The organism is Xanthomonas sp. LF07-6, assembly GCF_034105445.1.
In the GTDB taxonomy this organism is placed as follows: Bacteria; Pseudomonadota; Gammaproteobacteria; order Xanthomonadales; family Xanthomonadaceae; genus Xanthomonas_A; species Xanthomonas_A sontii.
This window is the reverse complement of the sequence record NZ_JAXGGI010000002.1, coordinates 241352-257190: the sequence shown is the minus strand read 5'-3', so window position 1 is coordinate 257190 and position 15839 is coordinate 241352. Positions and strand designations below refer to the sequence as shown.

At 70.8% G+C, this 15839-nt stretch carries 12 protein-coding genes; 2 read left to right on the top strand and 10 right to left on the bottom strand.

Features of this window, described 5'->3' with window-relative positions; all coding sequences use genetic code 11:
- Window positions 1-29 precede the first annotated feature (29 nt).
- The 8 genes from SLW56_RS05655 to SLW56_RS05620 form a co-directional block, all read right to left on the bottom strand.
- Entirely contained in the window at window positions 30-4106 is a 4077-nt protein-coding gene (locus SLW56_RS05655; RefSeq protein ID WP_320694473.1) for a CHASE domain-containing protein, read from the bottom strand.
- Between the two features lie 297 nt (window positions 4107-4403).
- Complete coding sequence (locus SLW56_RS05650) at window positions 4404-5645, bottom strand: DUF445 family protein (protein WP_295941721.1); 1242 nt, start codon at window positions 5643-5645, stop codon at window positions 4404-4406.
- A gap of 151 nt (window positions 5646-5796) precedes the next feature.
- Window positions 5797-6642: a plasmid replication/partition related protein gene (locus SLW56_RS05645; protein WP_152236404.1), complete on the bottom strand. Its 846-nt coding sequence runs from the start codon at window positions 6640-6642 to the stop codon at window positions 5797-5799.
- A 162-nt stretch (window positions 6643-6804) separates the two neighbouring features.
- On the bottom strand, window positions 6805-7119 hold the full coding sequence (locus SLW56_RS05640) for an EthD family reductase (protein WP_017908811.1): 315 nt from the start codon (window positions 7117-7119) through the stop codon (window positions 6805-6807).
- Window positions 7116-7346 carry a hypothetical protein gene (locus SLW56_RS05635; protein ID WP_320694472.1) on the bottom strand — a complete coding sequence of 77 codons (231 nt, stop codon included), beginning with the start codon at window positions 7344-7346 and terminating at the stop codon, window positions 7116-7118. The genes SLW56_RS05640 and SLW56_RS05635 overlap by 4 nt, the downstream gene beginning before the upstream one ends.
- A gap of 75 nt (window positions 7347-7421) precedes the next feature.
- Complete coding sequence (locus tag SLW56_RS05630; protein ID WP_320694471.1) at window positions 7422-8930, bottom strand: CoA-acylating methylmalonate-semialdehyde dehydrogenase; 1509 nt, start codon at window positions 8928-8930, stop codon at window positions 7422-7424.
- Window positions 8931-8956: 26 nt separating this feature from the next.
- Entirely contained in the window at window positions 8957-10069 is a 1113-nt protein-coding gene (gene ald, locus SLW56_RS05625; protein ID WP_295967669.1) for an alanine dehydrogenase, read from the bottom strand.
- Window positions 10070-10133: 64 nt separating this feature from the next.
- A complete protein-coding gene (locus tag SLW56_RS05620; RefSeq protein ID WP_267103415.1) occupies window positions 10134-11510 on the bottom strand; it encodes an aspartate aminotransferase family protein in 1377 nt (458 codons plus the stop codon).
- Window positions 11511-11709: 199 nt separating this feature from the next.
- On the opposite strand from SLW56_RS05620, the gene SLW56_RS05615 reads away from it, so the two are divergent.
- The gene (locus tag SLW56_RS05615; protein ID WP_267111551.1) at window positions 11710-12258 is read left to right on the top strand and encodes a cupin domain-containing protein; all 549 of its coding nucleotides are present in this window, start codon (window positions 11710-11712) and stop codon (window positions 12256-12258) included.
- 67 nt (window positions 12259-12325) lie between these two features.
- Window positions 12326-13828 carry an aldehyde dehydrogenase gene (locus SLW56_RS05610; protein WP_320694470.1) on the top strand — a complete coding sequence of 501 codons (1503 nt, stop codon included), beginning with the start codon at window positions 12326-12328 and terminating at the stop codon, window positions 13826-13828.
- 161 nt (window positions 13829-13989) lie between these two features.
- On the opposite strand, the gene SLW56_RS05605 is transcribed toward SLW56_RS05610, so the two are convergent.
- Both SLW56_RS05605 and SLW56_RS05600 read right to left on the bottom strand, forming a co-directional pair.
- A complete protein-coding gene (locus SLW56_RS05605; protein WP_267101391.1) occupies window positions 13990-14487 on the bottom strand; it encodes a DUF1203 domain-containing protein in 498 nt (165 codons plus the stop codon).
- Window positions 14488-14657: 170 nt separating this feature from the next.
- A complete protein-coding gene (locus tag SLW56_RS05600) occupies window positions 14658-15251 on the bottom strand; it encodes a hypothetical protein (protein ID WP_320694469.1) in 594 nt (197 codons plus the stop codon).
- Window positions 15252-15839 lie beyond the last annotated feature (588 nt).

Sequence of the window (15839 nt, the reverse complement as noted above, 5' to 3'; positions counted from 1 at the left end):
ACACGCGCCGCCGCGCGGGCGGCGCTCTCTCAATCGCGTGCATCGGCCAGCCATCGCCTGACTTGAGCCTCGGCTTCGCGGAAGGAAAAATTCTCCAGCAACTGTTGCAGCTCGGCGGCCTGCGCCGCCGGCAGGACCGGCGCCAGTTGCCGCAGCGTGCGGTCGATGCGGTCCGGATCGTCGCTGTCCAGCACCTGCAGCACCTGATACCAGGAGGCCTGCAGCGTCGCCGGATCGACCGCGGCGATGTTCGCTGCCGCAGGTGGCGTCGCACCCTGGGTGGCGTCGGCGAAGCGCAGCACTTCGGCAGCGGTGTCGGCCATCGCCGCGGCCAGCGCGGCGATCTCGGCATCGGCCTGCGTCGGCGCCGTGCTCAAGCGTTCTTCCAAGGCGGCGCTGGCGATGCTCAATGCCGGCAAGGCCAGCGATCCGGCCGAGCCGCGCAACTTGTGCACCAGCGAGACGGCCTCGGCGGGCCGTTGCGCTTCCAGCAGGGTGCGGACGCTGGCCGCCGGGTCGGGATGTTCCTGCAACAGCTTCAGCAGATAGCGCCGATATGGCTCGCGTTCGCCCCAGAGCCGCTGCGCCTGGACGGTATCGAGCAGCGCGGGGTCGCTGGCCGGCCAGTCGTCCGCCGGCAGCACCGACGGTGGCGCCGCCAGCGGCAGCAGCGGCAGCGCGGTCAGGTTCGGCGGCAGGAACCGGCGGATGATCGCGATCAGGTCCTCGACTTGGAACGGTTTGGCGATGAAGCCGTTCATGCCGCTGGACAGCGCCATCTCCTGCTGCTGGCGATAGGCGCCGGCGGTGAGGGCGATCACCGGCACGGCGGCCAGGTCCGGATCGGCACGCAGTTGCCGGGTGGCTTCGTAGCCGTCCATGGTCGGCATCTGCACGTCCATCAGCACGACGTGGAAGCGGCCGGGATCGCGGCGTAGCCGCTGCAGCGCCTGGGCGCCGTCCTGCGCCAGCTCGACCAGCGCGCCTTCGCCTTCGAGGATGCGCTGCGCGACCTCGCGGTTGATGTCGCTGTCGTCGACCACCAGCAAGCGGGCCCCGGCCAGGCGTGCGACGCCGTCGCCGGGCGCTGCCGCGGGCAGCTCCCCGTTGCGGCGCGCCAGCAGCATGGCGATGGTGCGCTGCAGGGCCGAGGCGGTGACCGGCTTGGTCATCACCGCATCCACGTCGGCGACGCCAGGCTGCTGCTCCTGGATCATGCGCCGCTCGTAGGCGGTGACCATGACGATGATGGGCTGCCGGTCCGGCGCCGATTGCGCGCGGATGCGCTGGGCCACGCTCAACCCGTCCAGGTCGGGCATGCGCCAGTCCAGCAGGATCACGTCGAACTCGGCCCGTTCCGGCGCGGCCGCGGCCAACGCGGCGGTGCCGCTGGACACCGCTTCCACCTGCCAGCCGAAGCCGTTGGCGATGTCGGTCAGGCTGCGCCGCACCAGGTCGTGGTCGTCGGCGATCAGCACCCGCCGCGCCTGCGCCGGTTCGGCGTCGTCGGCCGGTGCCGGCGCCACCGCGAACGGAATGACGAAGTAGAAATCGCTGCCCTGGCCGGGGGCGCTCTGCACTTCCAGTTGCCCGCCCATCAGCTCCACCAGGCGCCGGCTGATGGTCAGGCCCAGGCCGCTGCCGCCGTAGCGGCGGCTGGTGGAGGTGTCGGCCTGCAGGAACGGCGAGAAGATCAGGCTCTGCTTCTCGCGCGGGATGCCGATGCCGGTGTCGCGCACCGAGAACAGCAGCTTGAGCTTGCCGGGTTCGGCGCCGGGGAAGGCGCGCACCGACAGCACCACCTCGCCCTGTTCGGTGAACTTGATGGCGTTGCCCACCAGGTTGATCAGCACCTGGTTCAGGCGCAGCGCGTCGCCGCGCAGCCAGCGGCAGCCCGGCGGCAGCGGCTCGACGATCATCTCCACCGGCTTGGCGCTGGTCGCCGAGGTCATCAGCGCGGCGATGTTCTCCAGCAACTCGTTGAGATCGAACGGCGCCGATTCCAGGTCGATGCGTCCGGACTCGATCTTGGAGAAGTCGAGGATGTCGTTGATGATCTCCAGCAGGTTGCGTGCGGACAGCTCGATCTTCTGGATCATGTCCTGCGCCGCCTGCGACAGCGCGCTGTGCCGCAGCAGGTACAGCATGCCCAGGATCGCGTTCATCGGCGTGCGGATCTCGTGGCTCATGTTGGCCAGGAAATCGCTCTTGGACTGGTTGGCGCTTTCGGCCGCGTCGATCGCCAGGCGCAGCTCGCGCTCGCGCCGCTTCTGCTCGGTCAGATCGACCGCGATGCCGAGGTAGCCGATCACCCGGTCGTCGTCGTCGCGCAGCGTGCTCAGGGTGAGCAAGACGGGGAAGGCGTGGCCATCCTTGCTCAGGTAGGTCCACTCGCGGGTGTCGCTGCGTCCCAGCGTGGACAGTGCGGCCACCGACTCGAACGAGGGCTGCACCGGCATGCCCGATTGCGCGGCCATGCGCTCGGCGCGTGCGCTCAGCTGTTCCGGATCCAGGAACAGGCCGGTGGCCTTGCGCCCGATCAGCTCGTGCGCGGCGTAGCCGAGCAGCAGTTCGGCGGCCGGGTTGAACAGGGTGATGACGCCGTCCGGGTCGGTGGCGACGATCGCGTAGCCGGCATTGGCCAGGATCGCGCGCTGCAGCGCCGAATAGGTCACCAGTTCGCTGGTGCGCTCGGCCACCTGCTGCTCCAGCGTGGCGTTGAGCTCCAGCACCCGCGCCTGCGCGCGCACCTGTTCGGTGACGTCGTGCAGCAGGTGCGAATGGCCGATGGTGCCGCCGCGGGTGCCGGCGATCGGCGAGACGCTGGCCAGGACGCTGACGGTGTGACCATCGCGGTGGCGCAGCTCGCGGACGCCGTCGCCGCTGTCGATGGGATCGCGGACGTGCGCGCCCAGCAACCGCTGCAGCGGCTGGCCGATGGCCTGCTCCGGGGTGTAGCCGAAGATGCGCGTGGCCGCGGGATTCCAGTGGGTCACGCGGCCGTTCAGGTCTTCGGCGACGATCGCTTCGCTGGTGCCGGCGACCAGGGCGGCCAGTTGGCTCTGCTCGCTGAGGATCAGGTCGCGGCGGCGCAGGCTGGTCAGGAACACGTACAGCAGGGTGGCGAGCAGCAGCGCGATACCGGCGGCCAGCGCGCCGGCGAACAGCGGCGAGGTCTGGTCGAGCGAGCGCACGAAGCCCGGCGTGGCGCGTGCACCGATACGCCACTGGCGTCCATAGACCGCCAGGGTGCGCTCGGCGGTGGGGCCTCCGGCCAGGATCGGTGTGGCGTCGTCGCGATAGAACGGCTGCCCAGGGTTCAGGCTGTCGGCCAGGCTCAGCTGCAGTTCGTTGCGGTGGTCGTCGGAGGAGGCCAGTACCTCGGCGATGCTCAATGGGGCGTATGCCCAGCCGCTGGTGGCCTGCCAGCGCTGTTCCGGGGTCTGCAGCGGCAGGCCTTCGCGATACACCGGCAACAACAGCAGAAAGCCGCTCTTGCCCAGACCCGGCCGCTGCACCAGGCGGATCGGCGCGGTGATGGTGGGCTTGCCCGAGTGCGCGGCGGCGATCGCCGCGTCGCGTCGCGCCGGTTCGGAGGCGATGTCGAAGCCCTGTGCCGGCGTGTTGGACTGCGTCGGCTGGATGTAGACGATGACGAAGCGATCGCCGTCGTGCGGGGCCAGTTCGCGGATCTGCAGCGACGGTGCGCCGTCGGCGCGGGCCTGCTGCAGGAACGCTGCCTCGTCGGCGCGCGGCACCCGCTGGATGTAGCCGAAGCCGCGCACCCCGGGAAACTCGCGCAGATAGTCGCGCGAGGCGCTGTAGCGGGAGAAGCGCTCGCGCGAGATGCGGTCGCCGCCGGCCGCGATCACCGCACCGCGCGCGCCGCGCAGGCCATGCTCGTACATGTCCAGGCGCTGCCGCAGATCGCCGGCCACGTGCGAGACCAGTTGCTGGAAGCGCGCCTGCGCCTGCGCGCGGTTGCGCTGCTGCACGCCATGCGCGATCAGCAGCGCGGCGAGCAGCCCGACGGCCAGCACGGCCAGGGCGGCGAGCCGCGCAAGCCGCGCAGGGCCGGCGATGGGTGTCCGGCGTTTCTTCGACATGCTCCCCTTTCCTCTGGCGAACGCGCGTTCGGCACGCGCATCGGCTTCCCCCCGACCGGTTGCGGGATGGCGTTCACAGCGGCGACGCAGGCCCCGCAGGTCGTCCCCCAACGCTAGCGCGGGCGTGGCGGTCGCGCCAGCCCTTCGGTCCAAAGAGTCGAGGCGTGTCTACACCTTGCTGCGTGGATGGCACCGGGTGCCGCGGGTCGGCGGTCCGTCGTGGGGTGCGTGCGTCGCATCGTGCGTCGGCAGCGGGCCGGCCGCTCCAGCGGCGCAGTGCATCCTTGTCATGCACGCTCAGCCAAGCAGCGTGACGGCAGCGTGCAGCGCCAGCCCGATCAATCCGCCGACCAGGGTGCCGTTGAAGCGGATGTACTGCAGGTCGCGGCCCACGCTCAGTTCCAGTTGCTCGACCAGGTGGCGTTCGTCCCAGCCCTTCACGGTCTGCGCGATGTGCTCGGTGACGCCGCTGCGCAGGCGCTGGGTCAGCCGCTCGGCGCCGCCGAGCAGGTGCTGGTTGAGCGCCTCGCGCAGGGCGGGATCCTGCGCCAGCGACTGGCCGAGCGCGCCGAGGGCGCGCTGCAGGTGCTGCACCAGCGCGCCGTCCTGGCGCGACAGGTCCTCGCGCAGCGCGCTGTGGATCTGATCCCACAGGCCCTGCACGTACGCCTGTACGCCGGGGTGGTCGATCAGCCGCTGCTTCAGCGCCTGCACTTTCTCGGCGGTGGCGGGATCGGCGCGCAGCCGTTGCACGTAGCCGCCGAGCCAGCGCTCGTAGTCCTGGCGCAACGGATGCTGCGGCTGCGACAGCACCTCCTGCAGTTCGTCCAGCAGCGCGTGCGCCAGGCGCTCGGCGAGGGTGTCGGCGATGCCTTCCACCGGCTTCACCCATTCCACGGTGCCGACCAGCTTGGGCCATTCGCGCCGCGCGTACTTGACGATCATCGCCGACACCCGCTGCTTGACCGCGGCATCGTCCAGGTGCCGGCCGAGCCGGGTCAGCGCTTCGTCGAGCAGTGCGTGGTGGCGGCCGTCGGCGGTGAGCAGGCCGAGCAGTTCGCCGGCGGTGGCGGCGGCGTCCCAGTCGCGCAGCCGCGTCACCACGAAACCATGGATGCGGCGCCGCACCGCGGCTTCGTCCAGCAGGTCCAGCGCCTGCAACGCCCAGCCGCGGGCCAGATCGGCCAGCCGTGCGGACTGCGCCGGTTCGGCCAGCCACTGGCCCAGCCGCGCCGCGGGATCGAACGCGCTGAGCTTGGCCAGTAGCGCGCCCGGTTCCAGGAACTGATCGCGCACGAACACCGCCAGGCTGTCGGCGATGCGCGCCTTGCCGTGCGGGATGATCGCGGTGTGCGGAATCGGCAGGCCCAGCGGATGCCGGAACAGCGCCACCACCGCGAACCAGTCCGCCAGCGCGCCGACCGTGGCCGCTTCGCAGAAGGCGCCGACCCAGGCCCACACCCCGTGCAGGCCCATGGCATGGCTGAGCAGGAAGCCGCACAGCATCGCCAGCAGCAACAGCGCCGCCAGCAGCTTCATGCGCCGCAGCTGCGCGCGGCGCGGATCGGGGGGCAGGGCAGGGGCGGAAGACACGCTCATGCGGCCGAGTCTACGCAGTGCGCGGTGAGCGCGGTTGCACGCGCGGCGGCGAGGTCATCCGGCCGCGGCACGGATGGCCGGTGCGCGTGGATCAGCCCGGCAACTGCGCGCGCAGCGCCGCCACTTCCTCGCGCAGCGCCTGGTTCTCGGCCTCGAGTTCGGCCACGCGCTGGCGCAGCGTGGCCGCCGTGTCGCCCTCGGCATCCGCCGCCGGGGCCGCGTCCTCGGCGGCGTCCGCAGGCGCCGGTTTGGGCTTGCGCTTGGACTCGCGGGCGCGCTTGGCGGCCTGCTTCAGCTCGTCCTTGCCGGCCATCGCCGCGGCGCGCTGTTCCTCCTCGGGCAGGCTGGCCACTGCCGCGGCGGCATTGATCGAGATCGCACCGGACTTGACCGCTTCCACCACCTCGGCCGCGGCCTGCTTCTGGATCTTCTCGATCTGCACCACCTGGCTGTTGCTGAGCCGCGCCACGCGCGCCAGTTCGGCGCGGCTGAGCGGTGCCGGTGCGTCGGCCCAGGGTGGCGTGTCGGTGTCGGTGTCGTTGGCGGTCTCGCCAGCCGCGTCCGGGTCAGTGGCGTCGGCTGCGGGCGCCTCTGCGGCAGCCGCGCTGGCGCGCCGCTCGGCGAGGATCTCGCGCTTGCGCAGCGCCAGCACGCCGCGCTGGAAGTCGGAGACGCTGCGCCGGCCCAGGTGCTGGTCGATCATCCACAGGTGCACGTCCTGCAGCGACTGGAAGCGGGTGTTCTGCACGGTCTGGAACGGCAGGCCGTGCTTCTGGCAGATGCCGTAGCGGTTGTGCCCGTCGACCAGGATGTCGCCCCACAGCACCAGCGCGTCGCGGCAGCCCTCGGCCAGCAGGCTGCGTTCCAGGGCAGCGTATTCGTCGGCGGTCAGCGGATCGATATAGGCCTTGAGGTCTTCTTTGACAACGATGTTCATCAACGGGCGGTGCGGCGTGGCGACGGGGGCGGCATTGTAGAGGCCGGGAATCGGGAGTGGGGAATCGGGAATGGCAACAGCGTGTGTCGCGGCTGCATGGCCTGAGTCGTTCGCGCATGCGGCGCTTTCCGATTCCCTACTCCCGATTCCCCATTCCCGGCTTCACCCCACCACCACCTCACTGATCTGCATCACCGGCGTCAGGTCGGTGTAGTTCTTGATGTCGCCGAGGATCTCCTCCGCATGCGGGCCGAAGCCGGCCTGGAAGGCCTCCACCGACTCGCTGAAGATGTGGCACATGCCGACGTAGGTCGGGTCGCTGCCGGGGGTGCCGCCGGACAGGCCCTTGTCCACGGTGTAGCGCAGGCAGGCGGCGCCCATGCGCGCCTGCAGCAGCGGCATGTGCGTGTCGCGGTAGTAGGCATGGTCGAAACGGGCGCCTGGCGTGTACGGGTACATCACGCTGACCTTGATCATGGAGCGGCTCCTGTGGCGGCGGTGGGTCCCGGCCGGGCGCCGGGTGGCGCAAGGCTACACCCGGGCATGGTCGGCGCGTGTTGCGCTGCGGCGAGCCAAGCGCTTGGCGCTTGGCGCTTGGCCGGGAATGGGGAGTCGGGAATGGGGAATGGCAACAGCAACAGCAACAGCAACAGCAACAGCAACAGCAACAGCAACAGCAACAGCAACAGCAACAGCAACAGCAAGGGATGCGCCTGCCCGTTGACCGGTGCGCGCCGCGATGCTTTTGCGATTCCCTATTCCCGATTCTCCATTCCCCTCTACCGCATCGTCGGCATCGCGAACTCGGCGCCGGCCGCGGCCTCGGGCCAGCGCGCGGTGACGGTCTTGAGCCGGGTGTAGAAGCGCACTCCGTCCGGGCCGTGCACATGCAGCGGACCGAACAGCGAGCGCTTCCAGCCGCCGAAGCTGTGGAAGGCCATCGGCACCGGGATCGGCACGTTGATGCCGACCATGCCGGCCTGCACCTGCCGCGCAAACGCACGCGCCGCGCCGCCGTCGCGGGTGAACACCGCCGCGCCGTTGCCGTAGTCGTGGTCGGCGATCAGGCGCAGCGCGGCGGCGGCGTCGGCCACCCGCACCACGCACAGCACCGGGCCGAAGATCTCTTCGCGGTAGATGCGCATGTCGCTGCGCACGTGGTCGAACAGGCTGCCGCCGAGGAAGAAGCCGTCCGGGTGGTCGGCCGCGCCCGCCGGGCGGCCGTCGACCACCAGGCGTGCGCCCTCGGCCACGCCGCTGTGGATGTAGCCGAGCACGCGCTCGCGGTGCGCGGCGCTGACCAGCGGGCCCATGTCCGGCTCGTCGCGGCCGGCGTCGGCCTGGCCCGCGCCCAGGCGCAGCGCGGCCACGCGCGGCGCCAGTCTGGCCACCAGCGCATCGGCCAGCGCGTCGCCCACGCACACTGCCACCGAGATCGCCATGCAACGTTCGCCGGCCGAGCCGTAGCCGGCCCCGAGCAGGGCGTCGGCGACATCGTCCAGGTCGGCATCCGGCAGCACCACCAGGTGATTCTTGGCCCCGCCCAGCGCCTGCACGCGCTTGCCCAGCGCACTGCCGCGCGCGTACAGGTCGGCCGCCACCGCGGTGGAGCCGACGAAGCTCAGCGCCTGCACCTGCGGGTGCGCCAGCAGCGCGTCCACCGCCGGCTTGGCACCGTGCACCACGTTGCACACGCCGGCCGGCAATCCGGCCTCGTGCAGCCATTCGGCCAGGCGCAGCGACGCCGAGGGTGCGTGTTCGGAGGGCTTGAGCACGAAGCTGTTGCCGCAGGCCAATGCCACCGGCAGCATCCACAGCGGCACCATCGCCGGGAAGTTGAACGGGGTGACGCCGGCCACCACGCCCAGCGGCGCGTATTCGCTCCAGGCGTCCACGCCGCGGCCGACGTCGTGCGAATGCTCGCCCTTGAGCAGGTGCGGGATGCCGCAGGCGAACTCCACCACCTCCATGCCGCGGACCACTTCGCCGCGCGCATCGGTCACGGTCTTGCCGTGCTCGGCGCTGATGCAGCGTGCCAGTGCATCAGCATTGCGTTCCAGCAGCTCGCGGAAGCGGAACAGCACCCGCGCGCGCTGCAGCGGCGTCGTCGCCGCCCAGCCGGGAAAGGCCGCACTGGCGGCACGCACCGCCATCTCCACCGCATGCGCGGCGCCCAGCGGCACATGGCGCTGGACGGCGCCTGTGGCCGGGTCGAAGACCTCGGCGTGCTCGTCGCCGCGGAAGGCGACGGGCTGGCCGTCGATGTAGTGGGACAGGGTGTCGCGCATCGTGCTCGATCCTCGGATGGACTGCGTCAGCCCAGCGCGTCCAGCGGCCGCACGAACTCCTGGCCCAACGCCTGCGCCACCGCGCGGTGGGTGAGCTTGCCGGCGTGCACGTTGAGGCCGTTGCGCAGGTCCTGGTCGTCGCGCAGCGCCTGCAGCCCGTGTTCGGCCAGCAGCAGCACGAACGGCAGGGTGGCGTTGGTCAGGGCGAAGGTGGAGGTGCGGGCGACGCCGCCGGGCATGTTGGCCACGCAGTAATGCACGATGCCGTCGACCTCGTAGGTCGGCTGCTGGTGCGTGGTCGGGTGGCTGGTCTCGAAGCAGCCGCCCTGGTCGATCGCCACGTCCACCAGCACCGAGCCGGGCCGCAGCAGCGCCAGTTGGTCGCGCGACACCAGCTTGGGCGCGGCCGCGCCGGGGATCAGCACCGCGCCGATCACCAGGTCGGTGTGCGGCAGGCACTGCTCGATCGCATCGCGGGTGGAGTACAGCGTGGTCAGCTGCTGGCCGTAGAGCTCGTCCAGGTACTTGAGCCGCTCCAGCGAGCGGTCCAGCACCGTCACCCGCGCGTGCAGGCCCATCGCCATGCGCGCGGCGTTGATGCCGACCACGCCGCCGCCGATCACCAGCACCTGCGCCGGCTTGACCCCGGGCACGCCGCCGAGCAGCACGCCCGAGCCGCCCTGCGCCTTCTCCAGCGCATGCGCGCCTGCCTGGATCGCCATGCGCCCGGCGACCTCGCTCATCGGCGCCAGCAGCGGCAGGCCGCCGTGGCCATCTGTGACGGTCTCGTAGGCGATGGCGGTGCAGCCGGAGCGCTGCAGTGCCGCGGCCTGCTGCGGATCCGGCGCCAGGTGCAGATAGGTGAACAGCAGTTGCCCGGGGCGCAGCATCGCGCATTCCTCCGGCTGCGGCTCCTTGACCTTGACGATCATCTCGGCCTGCGCGAACACGCTGGCCGCATCCTCGGCGATGCGTGCGCCGGCGCGCTCGTACTCGGCATCGGTGAGGCCGATGGACTGGCCGCCGCCGCGCTGCACCAGCACCTGGTGGCCGTGCAGCACCAGTTCGCGCACTCCGGACGGGGTCAGCCCGATCCGGTACTCGTGGTTCTTGATCTCTTTCGGAACGCCGACCAGCATGAGCGGTTCTCCAGGCAGACGCGGCGCGTGGGGAGCGCGGGCGGTGGGTTGGGTGAGGGAGGGGTCAGGGCGTGCTGCGGATCATGTCCGCCAGCACCGCGAAGATGCGCTCGATGTGCGTGGCTTCCACGATCAGCGGCGGCGACAGCGCGATGGTGTCGCCGGTGACGCGAATCAGCAGGTCGCCTTCGTGGAAGCAGCGCTCGAAGATCTCGTAGGCGCGCGCGCCGGGCGCGCCCTTGCGCGGCGCCAGTTCGATCGCGCCGATCAGGCCGAAGTTGCGGATGTCGATGACGTGCGGCAGATCGCGCAGCCGGTGGATCGCCTCCTCCCACACCGGGCCCAGTTCGATCGCCTTGTCGAACAACTGTTCCTCGGCATAGGTGTCCAGCGTCGCCAGCGCGGCGGCGCAGGCCAGCGGATGGCCGGAGTAGGTATAGCCGTGGAACAGGTCGATGGCGTTGGCCGCACCGTGCGCGAAGGCCTCGTGGATGGCGTGGGACACGAACACCGCGCCCATCGGCACGCAGCCGTTGGTCAGGCCCTTGGCGGTGGTGATCATGTCCGGGGTCACCCCGAAGCGCTGCGCGGCGAAGGCGTGGCCGACGCGTCCGTAGCCGGTGATGACCTCGTCGAAGATCAGCAGGATGCCGTGCTTGTCGCACAGTTCGCGGATGCGCTGCAAATAGCCGTGCGGCGGCAGCACGACCCCGGCCGAGCCGGAGATCGGCTCGATGATCACCGCGGCGATGGTGGAGGCGTCGTGCAGCGTCACCAGCCGCTCCAGGTCCTCGGCCAGTTCCGCGCCATGCGTCGGCAGGCCGCGCGAGAACGCATTGCGCTCCAGGTCGAGCGTGTGCCGCAGATGGTCCACGCCCGGCAGCAGCGGGCCGAACGCCTTGCGGTTGTTCGGCAGGCCGCCGACCGAAATGCCGCCGAAGCCGACCCCGTGGTAGCCCTTCTCGCGGCCGATGAAGCGCGTGCGCTGGCCCTCGCCGCGGGCGCGGTGGTAGGCGAGTGCGATCTTCAGCGCGGTGTCCACCGACTCGGAGCCGGAGTTGGTGTAGAACACGTGGTCCAGGCCCGGCGGCGCCAGTTCCACCAGCCGCTCGGCCAGCACGAACGGCAACGGCGAGCCCATCTGGAAGGTCGGCGCGAAATCCAGCGTGGCGATCTGCCGTGCCACCGCCTCGACGATGCGCGGCCGCGCGTGGCCGGCGTTGCAGCACCACAGCCCGGCGGTGCCGTCGAGGATCTGGCGCCCGTCCACGCTGCGATAGTGCATGCCCTCGGCCGAGGCCAGCAGCCGCGGCCGCGCCTTGAACTGGCGGTTGGCGGTGAACGGCATCCAGAACGCCTCCAGCGTGTCCGGCGCGCGGGTGGCCTGCGCGGCGTAATGGTCGGACAGCGCCTGGGACGAGAGGGGCGGCTGAGGGCGCATCGCAGGCTCCACGCGAGGGATGTTGAAAAAACTTTACACCATGGCGCTGCGCCGGGTGTGACCCGGGGTGTCGCAATTCGCGCGAATCGGGCGGGCTTTTCCTGGTTGCGCCGCAACACGGGCGCGCCGCCCGAAATTGACCGTCCGGGGCGGGCGTGTAAAGTATCCGGCAACACCGCCACCGGCGTTCCCATTCGCGATGGATATCGGCGCCCGCCTGCATCGGGTTCGCACCGCCCACGGCCTGAGCCAGCGCGAGTTGGCCAAGCGGGTGGGCGTGACCAACAGCACCATCTCGCTGATCGAGCAGAACAAGGTCAGCCCGTCGGTCAGTTCGCTGAAGAAGGTGCTGGATGGCATCCCGATCTCGCTGGCCGAATTCTTCACCCAGGACCTGGACCCGGGCGAGGCCGATGCGCCGTTCTACCGCGCCGACGAACTGCCCGACGTCGGCAGCGACGGCATCCATTACTACCTGGTCGGCCGGCATCGCCCGCAGCGGCAGATGTGCATCCTGCGCGAGGTGATGCCGCCCGGCAGCGACACCGGCAGCGCGATGCTGGTGCACGACGGCGAAGAGGGCGGGGTGGTGGTGGCCGGTGAGGTGGAGATCACCGTCGGCAGCCAGGTGCGGGTGCTGCGCGCGGGCGAGGGCTACTATTTCGAAAGCCGGGTGCCGCACCGGTTCCGCAACGTCGGCCGCGACACCGCGGTGCTGGTCAGCGCCAATACGCCGGCCACCTTCTGACTCGCATGCACGCCGCGCCGCCCGCCGTCGCGTGCTTCCGATCCTTCCGCCGCAGCAGGAGTTTCCGATGACCGCACCCCGCACCCGCGACGCCTGGCAGGCGCTGGCCGACACGCTGCGTCCGCGGACCCAGGCCTTCATCGACGGCCGCTACGTCGATGCCGCCAGTGGCAAGACCTTCGACTGCATCAGCCCGATCGATGGCCGCCTGCTCGGCCGCGTGGCCGAGGGCGAGGCCGCGGACATCGACCGCGCGGTGGCCGCGGCGCGGCGTAGTTTCGAGGCCGGGCACTGGTCGCAGGCCAAGCCCGCGCAGCGCAAGAAGACCCTGCTGGCGTTGGCCCAGTTGGTCGAACGCCATGCCGACGAACTGGCGTTGCTGGAATCGCTGGACATGGGCAAGCCGGTGCGCGATGCGCGCGCGGTGGACCTGGCGGCGACGGTGCGCTGCCTGTCCTGGACCGCCGAGGCGGTGGACAAGCTGTACGGCGAAGTGGCGCCGACCGGACAGGACGAACTGGGCCTGATCACCCGCGAGCCGCTGGGCGTGGTCGGCGCGATCGTGCCGTGGAATTTCCCGCTGCTGATGGCCGCATGGAAGATCGCCCCGGCGCTGGCCGCCGGCAACTCGGTGGTGCTGAAACCGTCGGAGAAATCGCCGCTGAGCGCGTTGCGCCTGGCCGAACTGGTCGCCGAGGCGGGCATTCCCGACGGCGTATTCAACGTGGTGCCGGGCTTCGGCAAGGGTGCCGGCGAGCCGCTGGCGCTGCACATGGACGTGGACGGGCTGGTGTTCACCGGCTCCACCGCGGTCGGCCGGCGCCTGCTGCAGTGCGCCGGGTTGTCGAATATGAAACGCGCGTACATGGAATGCGGCGGCAAGAGCCCGAACCTGGTGTTCGCCGATGCGCTGGACCTGGAACAGGCGGCGCAGGCGGCCGCCGCGGCGATCTTCTACAACCAGGGCGAAGTCTGCACCGCCGCCTCGCGGCTGCTGGTGGAGCGTTCGATCAAAGATGCCTTCGTCGAGCGCGTGGTCGCCGCCGGCCGCGCGCTGCAGCCGCGGCATCCGTTCGACGACGACGCGGCGATGGGCGCGCTGGTGGACGAGACCCAGACCCACCGCGTGCTCGACTACATCGCCCGCGGCAACGCCGAAGGCGCGCGCCTGCTGCTCGGCGGCAAGCGCGTGGAAGTGGTGCCCGGCGGCTGCTACGTGGAGCCGACCATCTTCGACGAGGTCGGCCACGAACACACCATCGCCCGCGAGGAGATCTTCGGCCCGGTGCTGTCGGTGATCGCCTTCGACGACGAGGCGCACGCCCTGCGCATGGCCAACGACAGCGACTACGGCCTGGCGGCGGGCGTGTGGACCCGCGACATCGGCCGCGCGCACCGCGTGGCGCGCAAGCTGCGCGCCGGCAGCGTGTGGGTGAACTACTGGGATGGCGGCGATATGACCGCCCCGTTCGGCGGCTACAAGCAATCGGGCAACGGCCGCGACAAGTCGCTGCACGCCTTCGACAAGTACACGGAGATGAAGGCGACGTGGATCAATCTGGGTGAGTAGCGGGGATTCGGGATTGGGGATTCGGGATTGGTGAAAAGCGGGGTTGCGGCTGCGGATGTCGTAGGAGCGTCTTCAGCGGCGATTGGCGTTTCCGGTAGTGCTCATCGCGGCTGAAGCCGCTCCTGCAACGCCGGGGGCGTTCCAGGTCGCGGCGCAGCCACTCATCCCCGATCCCGACTCCCCAATCCCGGCTCCCGCTCCACCCGGCACGCGAAACAGCCCTGCCGCGCATGATGCAGGTGCAGGTAACGCACCTGCGGGTCGGCGAAGGCGCAGGCGATCGCGGTGGCGATGCGTTCGCCGGGCTGCACGTCGGCGGCGATCAGCATGTCGCCGGCGTCGTAACCGCGCAGCGAGATCAGGCGGCGGACGATGGCATCGGGTACTTCGCCCGGCGCCGGTGTGGCGGTGGCGACGTGGCGGCGCACGTAGATCGGGCCGGCGGCGCGGTACGGGGTCTGCGCGGGTTGGTGCAGGTAGTGCAGCAACAGCAGTTCCTCGCCGGGCCGAGCGTCCTCCAGGCTGATCCGGCAGGGATAGCCGAGCGCGCTGTCGGCGCGGAGGCGCCGCGCGTGACGTGCCTGCAGCTGTGCGTCGTCGAGATCGAACAGCGGGTCGAACGCGGCGGCCGGCAGGCCGACGCAGCGGAAGCTGGACATGGGCGCTCCAGTAACGAATGGAGCGCGCAGCGTGCCGCTCGCCGCGATCCCGCGCTGGCCGTATTCGGACCCGGCATTCGACCGGTGCCCGGTCCGGCATGCGCGCAGCGCCGGGCCGGGCGGTGTGTCTCGGTAGCAATGCCGTGCCGCCGCCGCGGCGCGTCCGCGCCTCAGCGCGGCAGGTAATCGGCGAAGGCGACTGGGTGCCGCGGATCGGCCGACTGCACCTGGTCGCCGTCCTTGACCAGCGCCTCGGCGTCGGGCGAAGGATTGGGGTTCATCTCCCAGCGCTGCTGGATGCGCTTGTGGAACAACCACTGCTTGCGCTGCGTGTCGTAGCGGAAGGTGATGAAGTCGGTCCAGTGCTGGCCGCAGGAGACCCCGTTCTGCACGGTGAAGTAGCGACCCTTGGCGGCGAACGGTTCGTCGCCATCGGTGAACGGATCGCACTGGCCGCCCTCGTCGCGCTTGAGGATCACCCGGTCGTTGCGCGCCGCCAGCCGGTAGTTGCCGTCGGCCTGCTGCACGAAGATCAGCAGCGGTCGCGCCGGGGCCGGATCGCGCTGCGCCTCGCCGCGCTGCTGCAGCGCGACCAGGTAATCGGCGCGGCCGTCGCCATCGAGATCGGCCTGCAGCTGCGCCAGCGGCTGGTAGCCGGCCGGCACCTGGCGCAGCACATCGGCGGGAAGATCGGCGGCGTTGGCGGTGTGGGTGTCGAGCAGCACAAGGCCGGCGGCAAGGCAGAGGCGGAACGGGATGGGCATGGGGGACGGTTTCGCAAACGTGGGGCCGCCAGCCTACCCGACCGGCGGGTGATGGCGGGCGCGCGATGTGGTGGCGGCGTGCGTCGCCACGACGCGCCTTGCGCTGGGGCTTCTTGCAGCGCACAAGGAAAGGCGCCTGCCGTGCGCCGCGGTGCTGATCGCAGCCGGGTTGGGGACGCGGCTGTTGAAAGGGGGCGGCATCCGTCGCAGGTCGCTGGGTGTGCCTGCGCGGGCGCTTGGAAACGGCAGCGTGCCCACACGCGCGGGGGACCGGGTGGCTCGGCCAGGCGCTGGCCGGCGCTTCAGCCCGCACGTGCGCGGGTCGGGTTGGCAGGGCGTGACCCGCGTTGCCAGTGGCGATTGGCCTGCCGCCCTCACAGGTGTACAACACGACGCTGTAGCATCCTTGGTAGGTAGCAAGGCGTGTCCGATTGGGCGCCCGCATGAAGCTGGTCGTGGGCTGACGCGGGGAGGCGGCAGCCGCGGAAGGCCTTCCGGCGTGCGGCACGGTCGCCGACGGCGGCCACCGCTGCCCATGGTGCGGCCGAGCGACGGGAGTGCCCCGGCATCCCCGTCGCACGGCAGAAT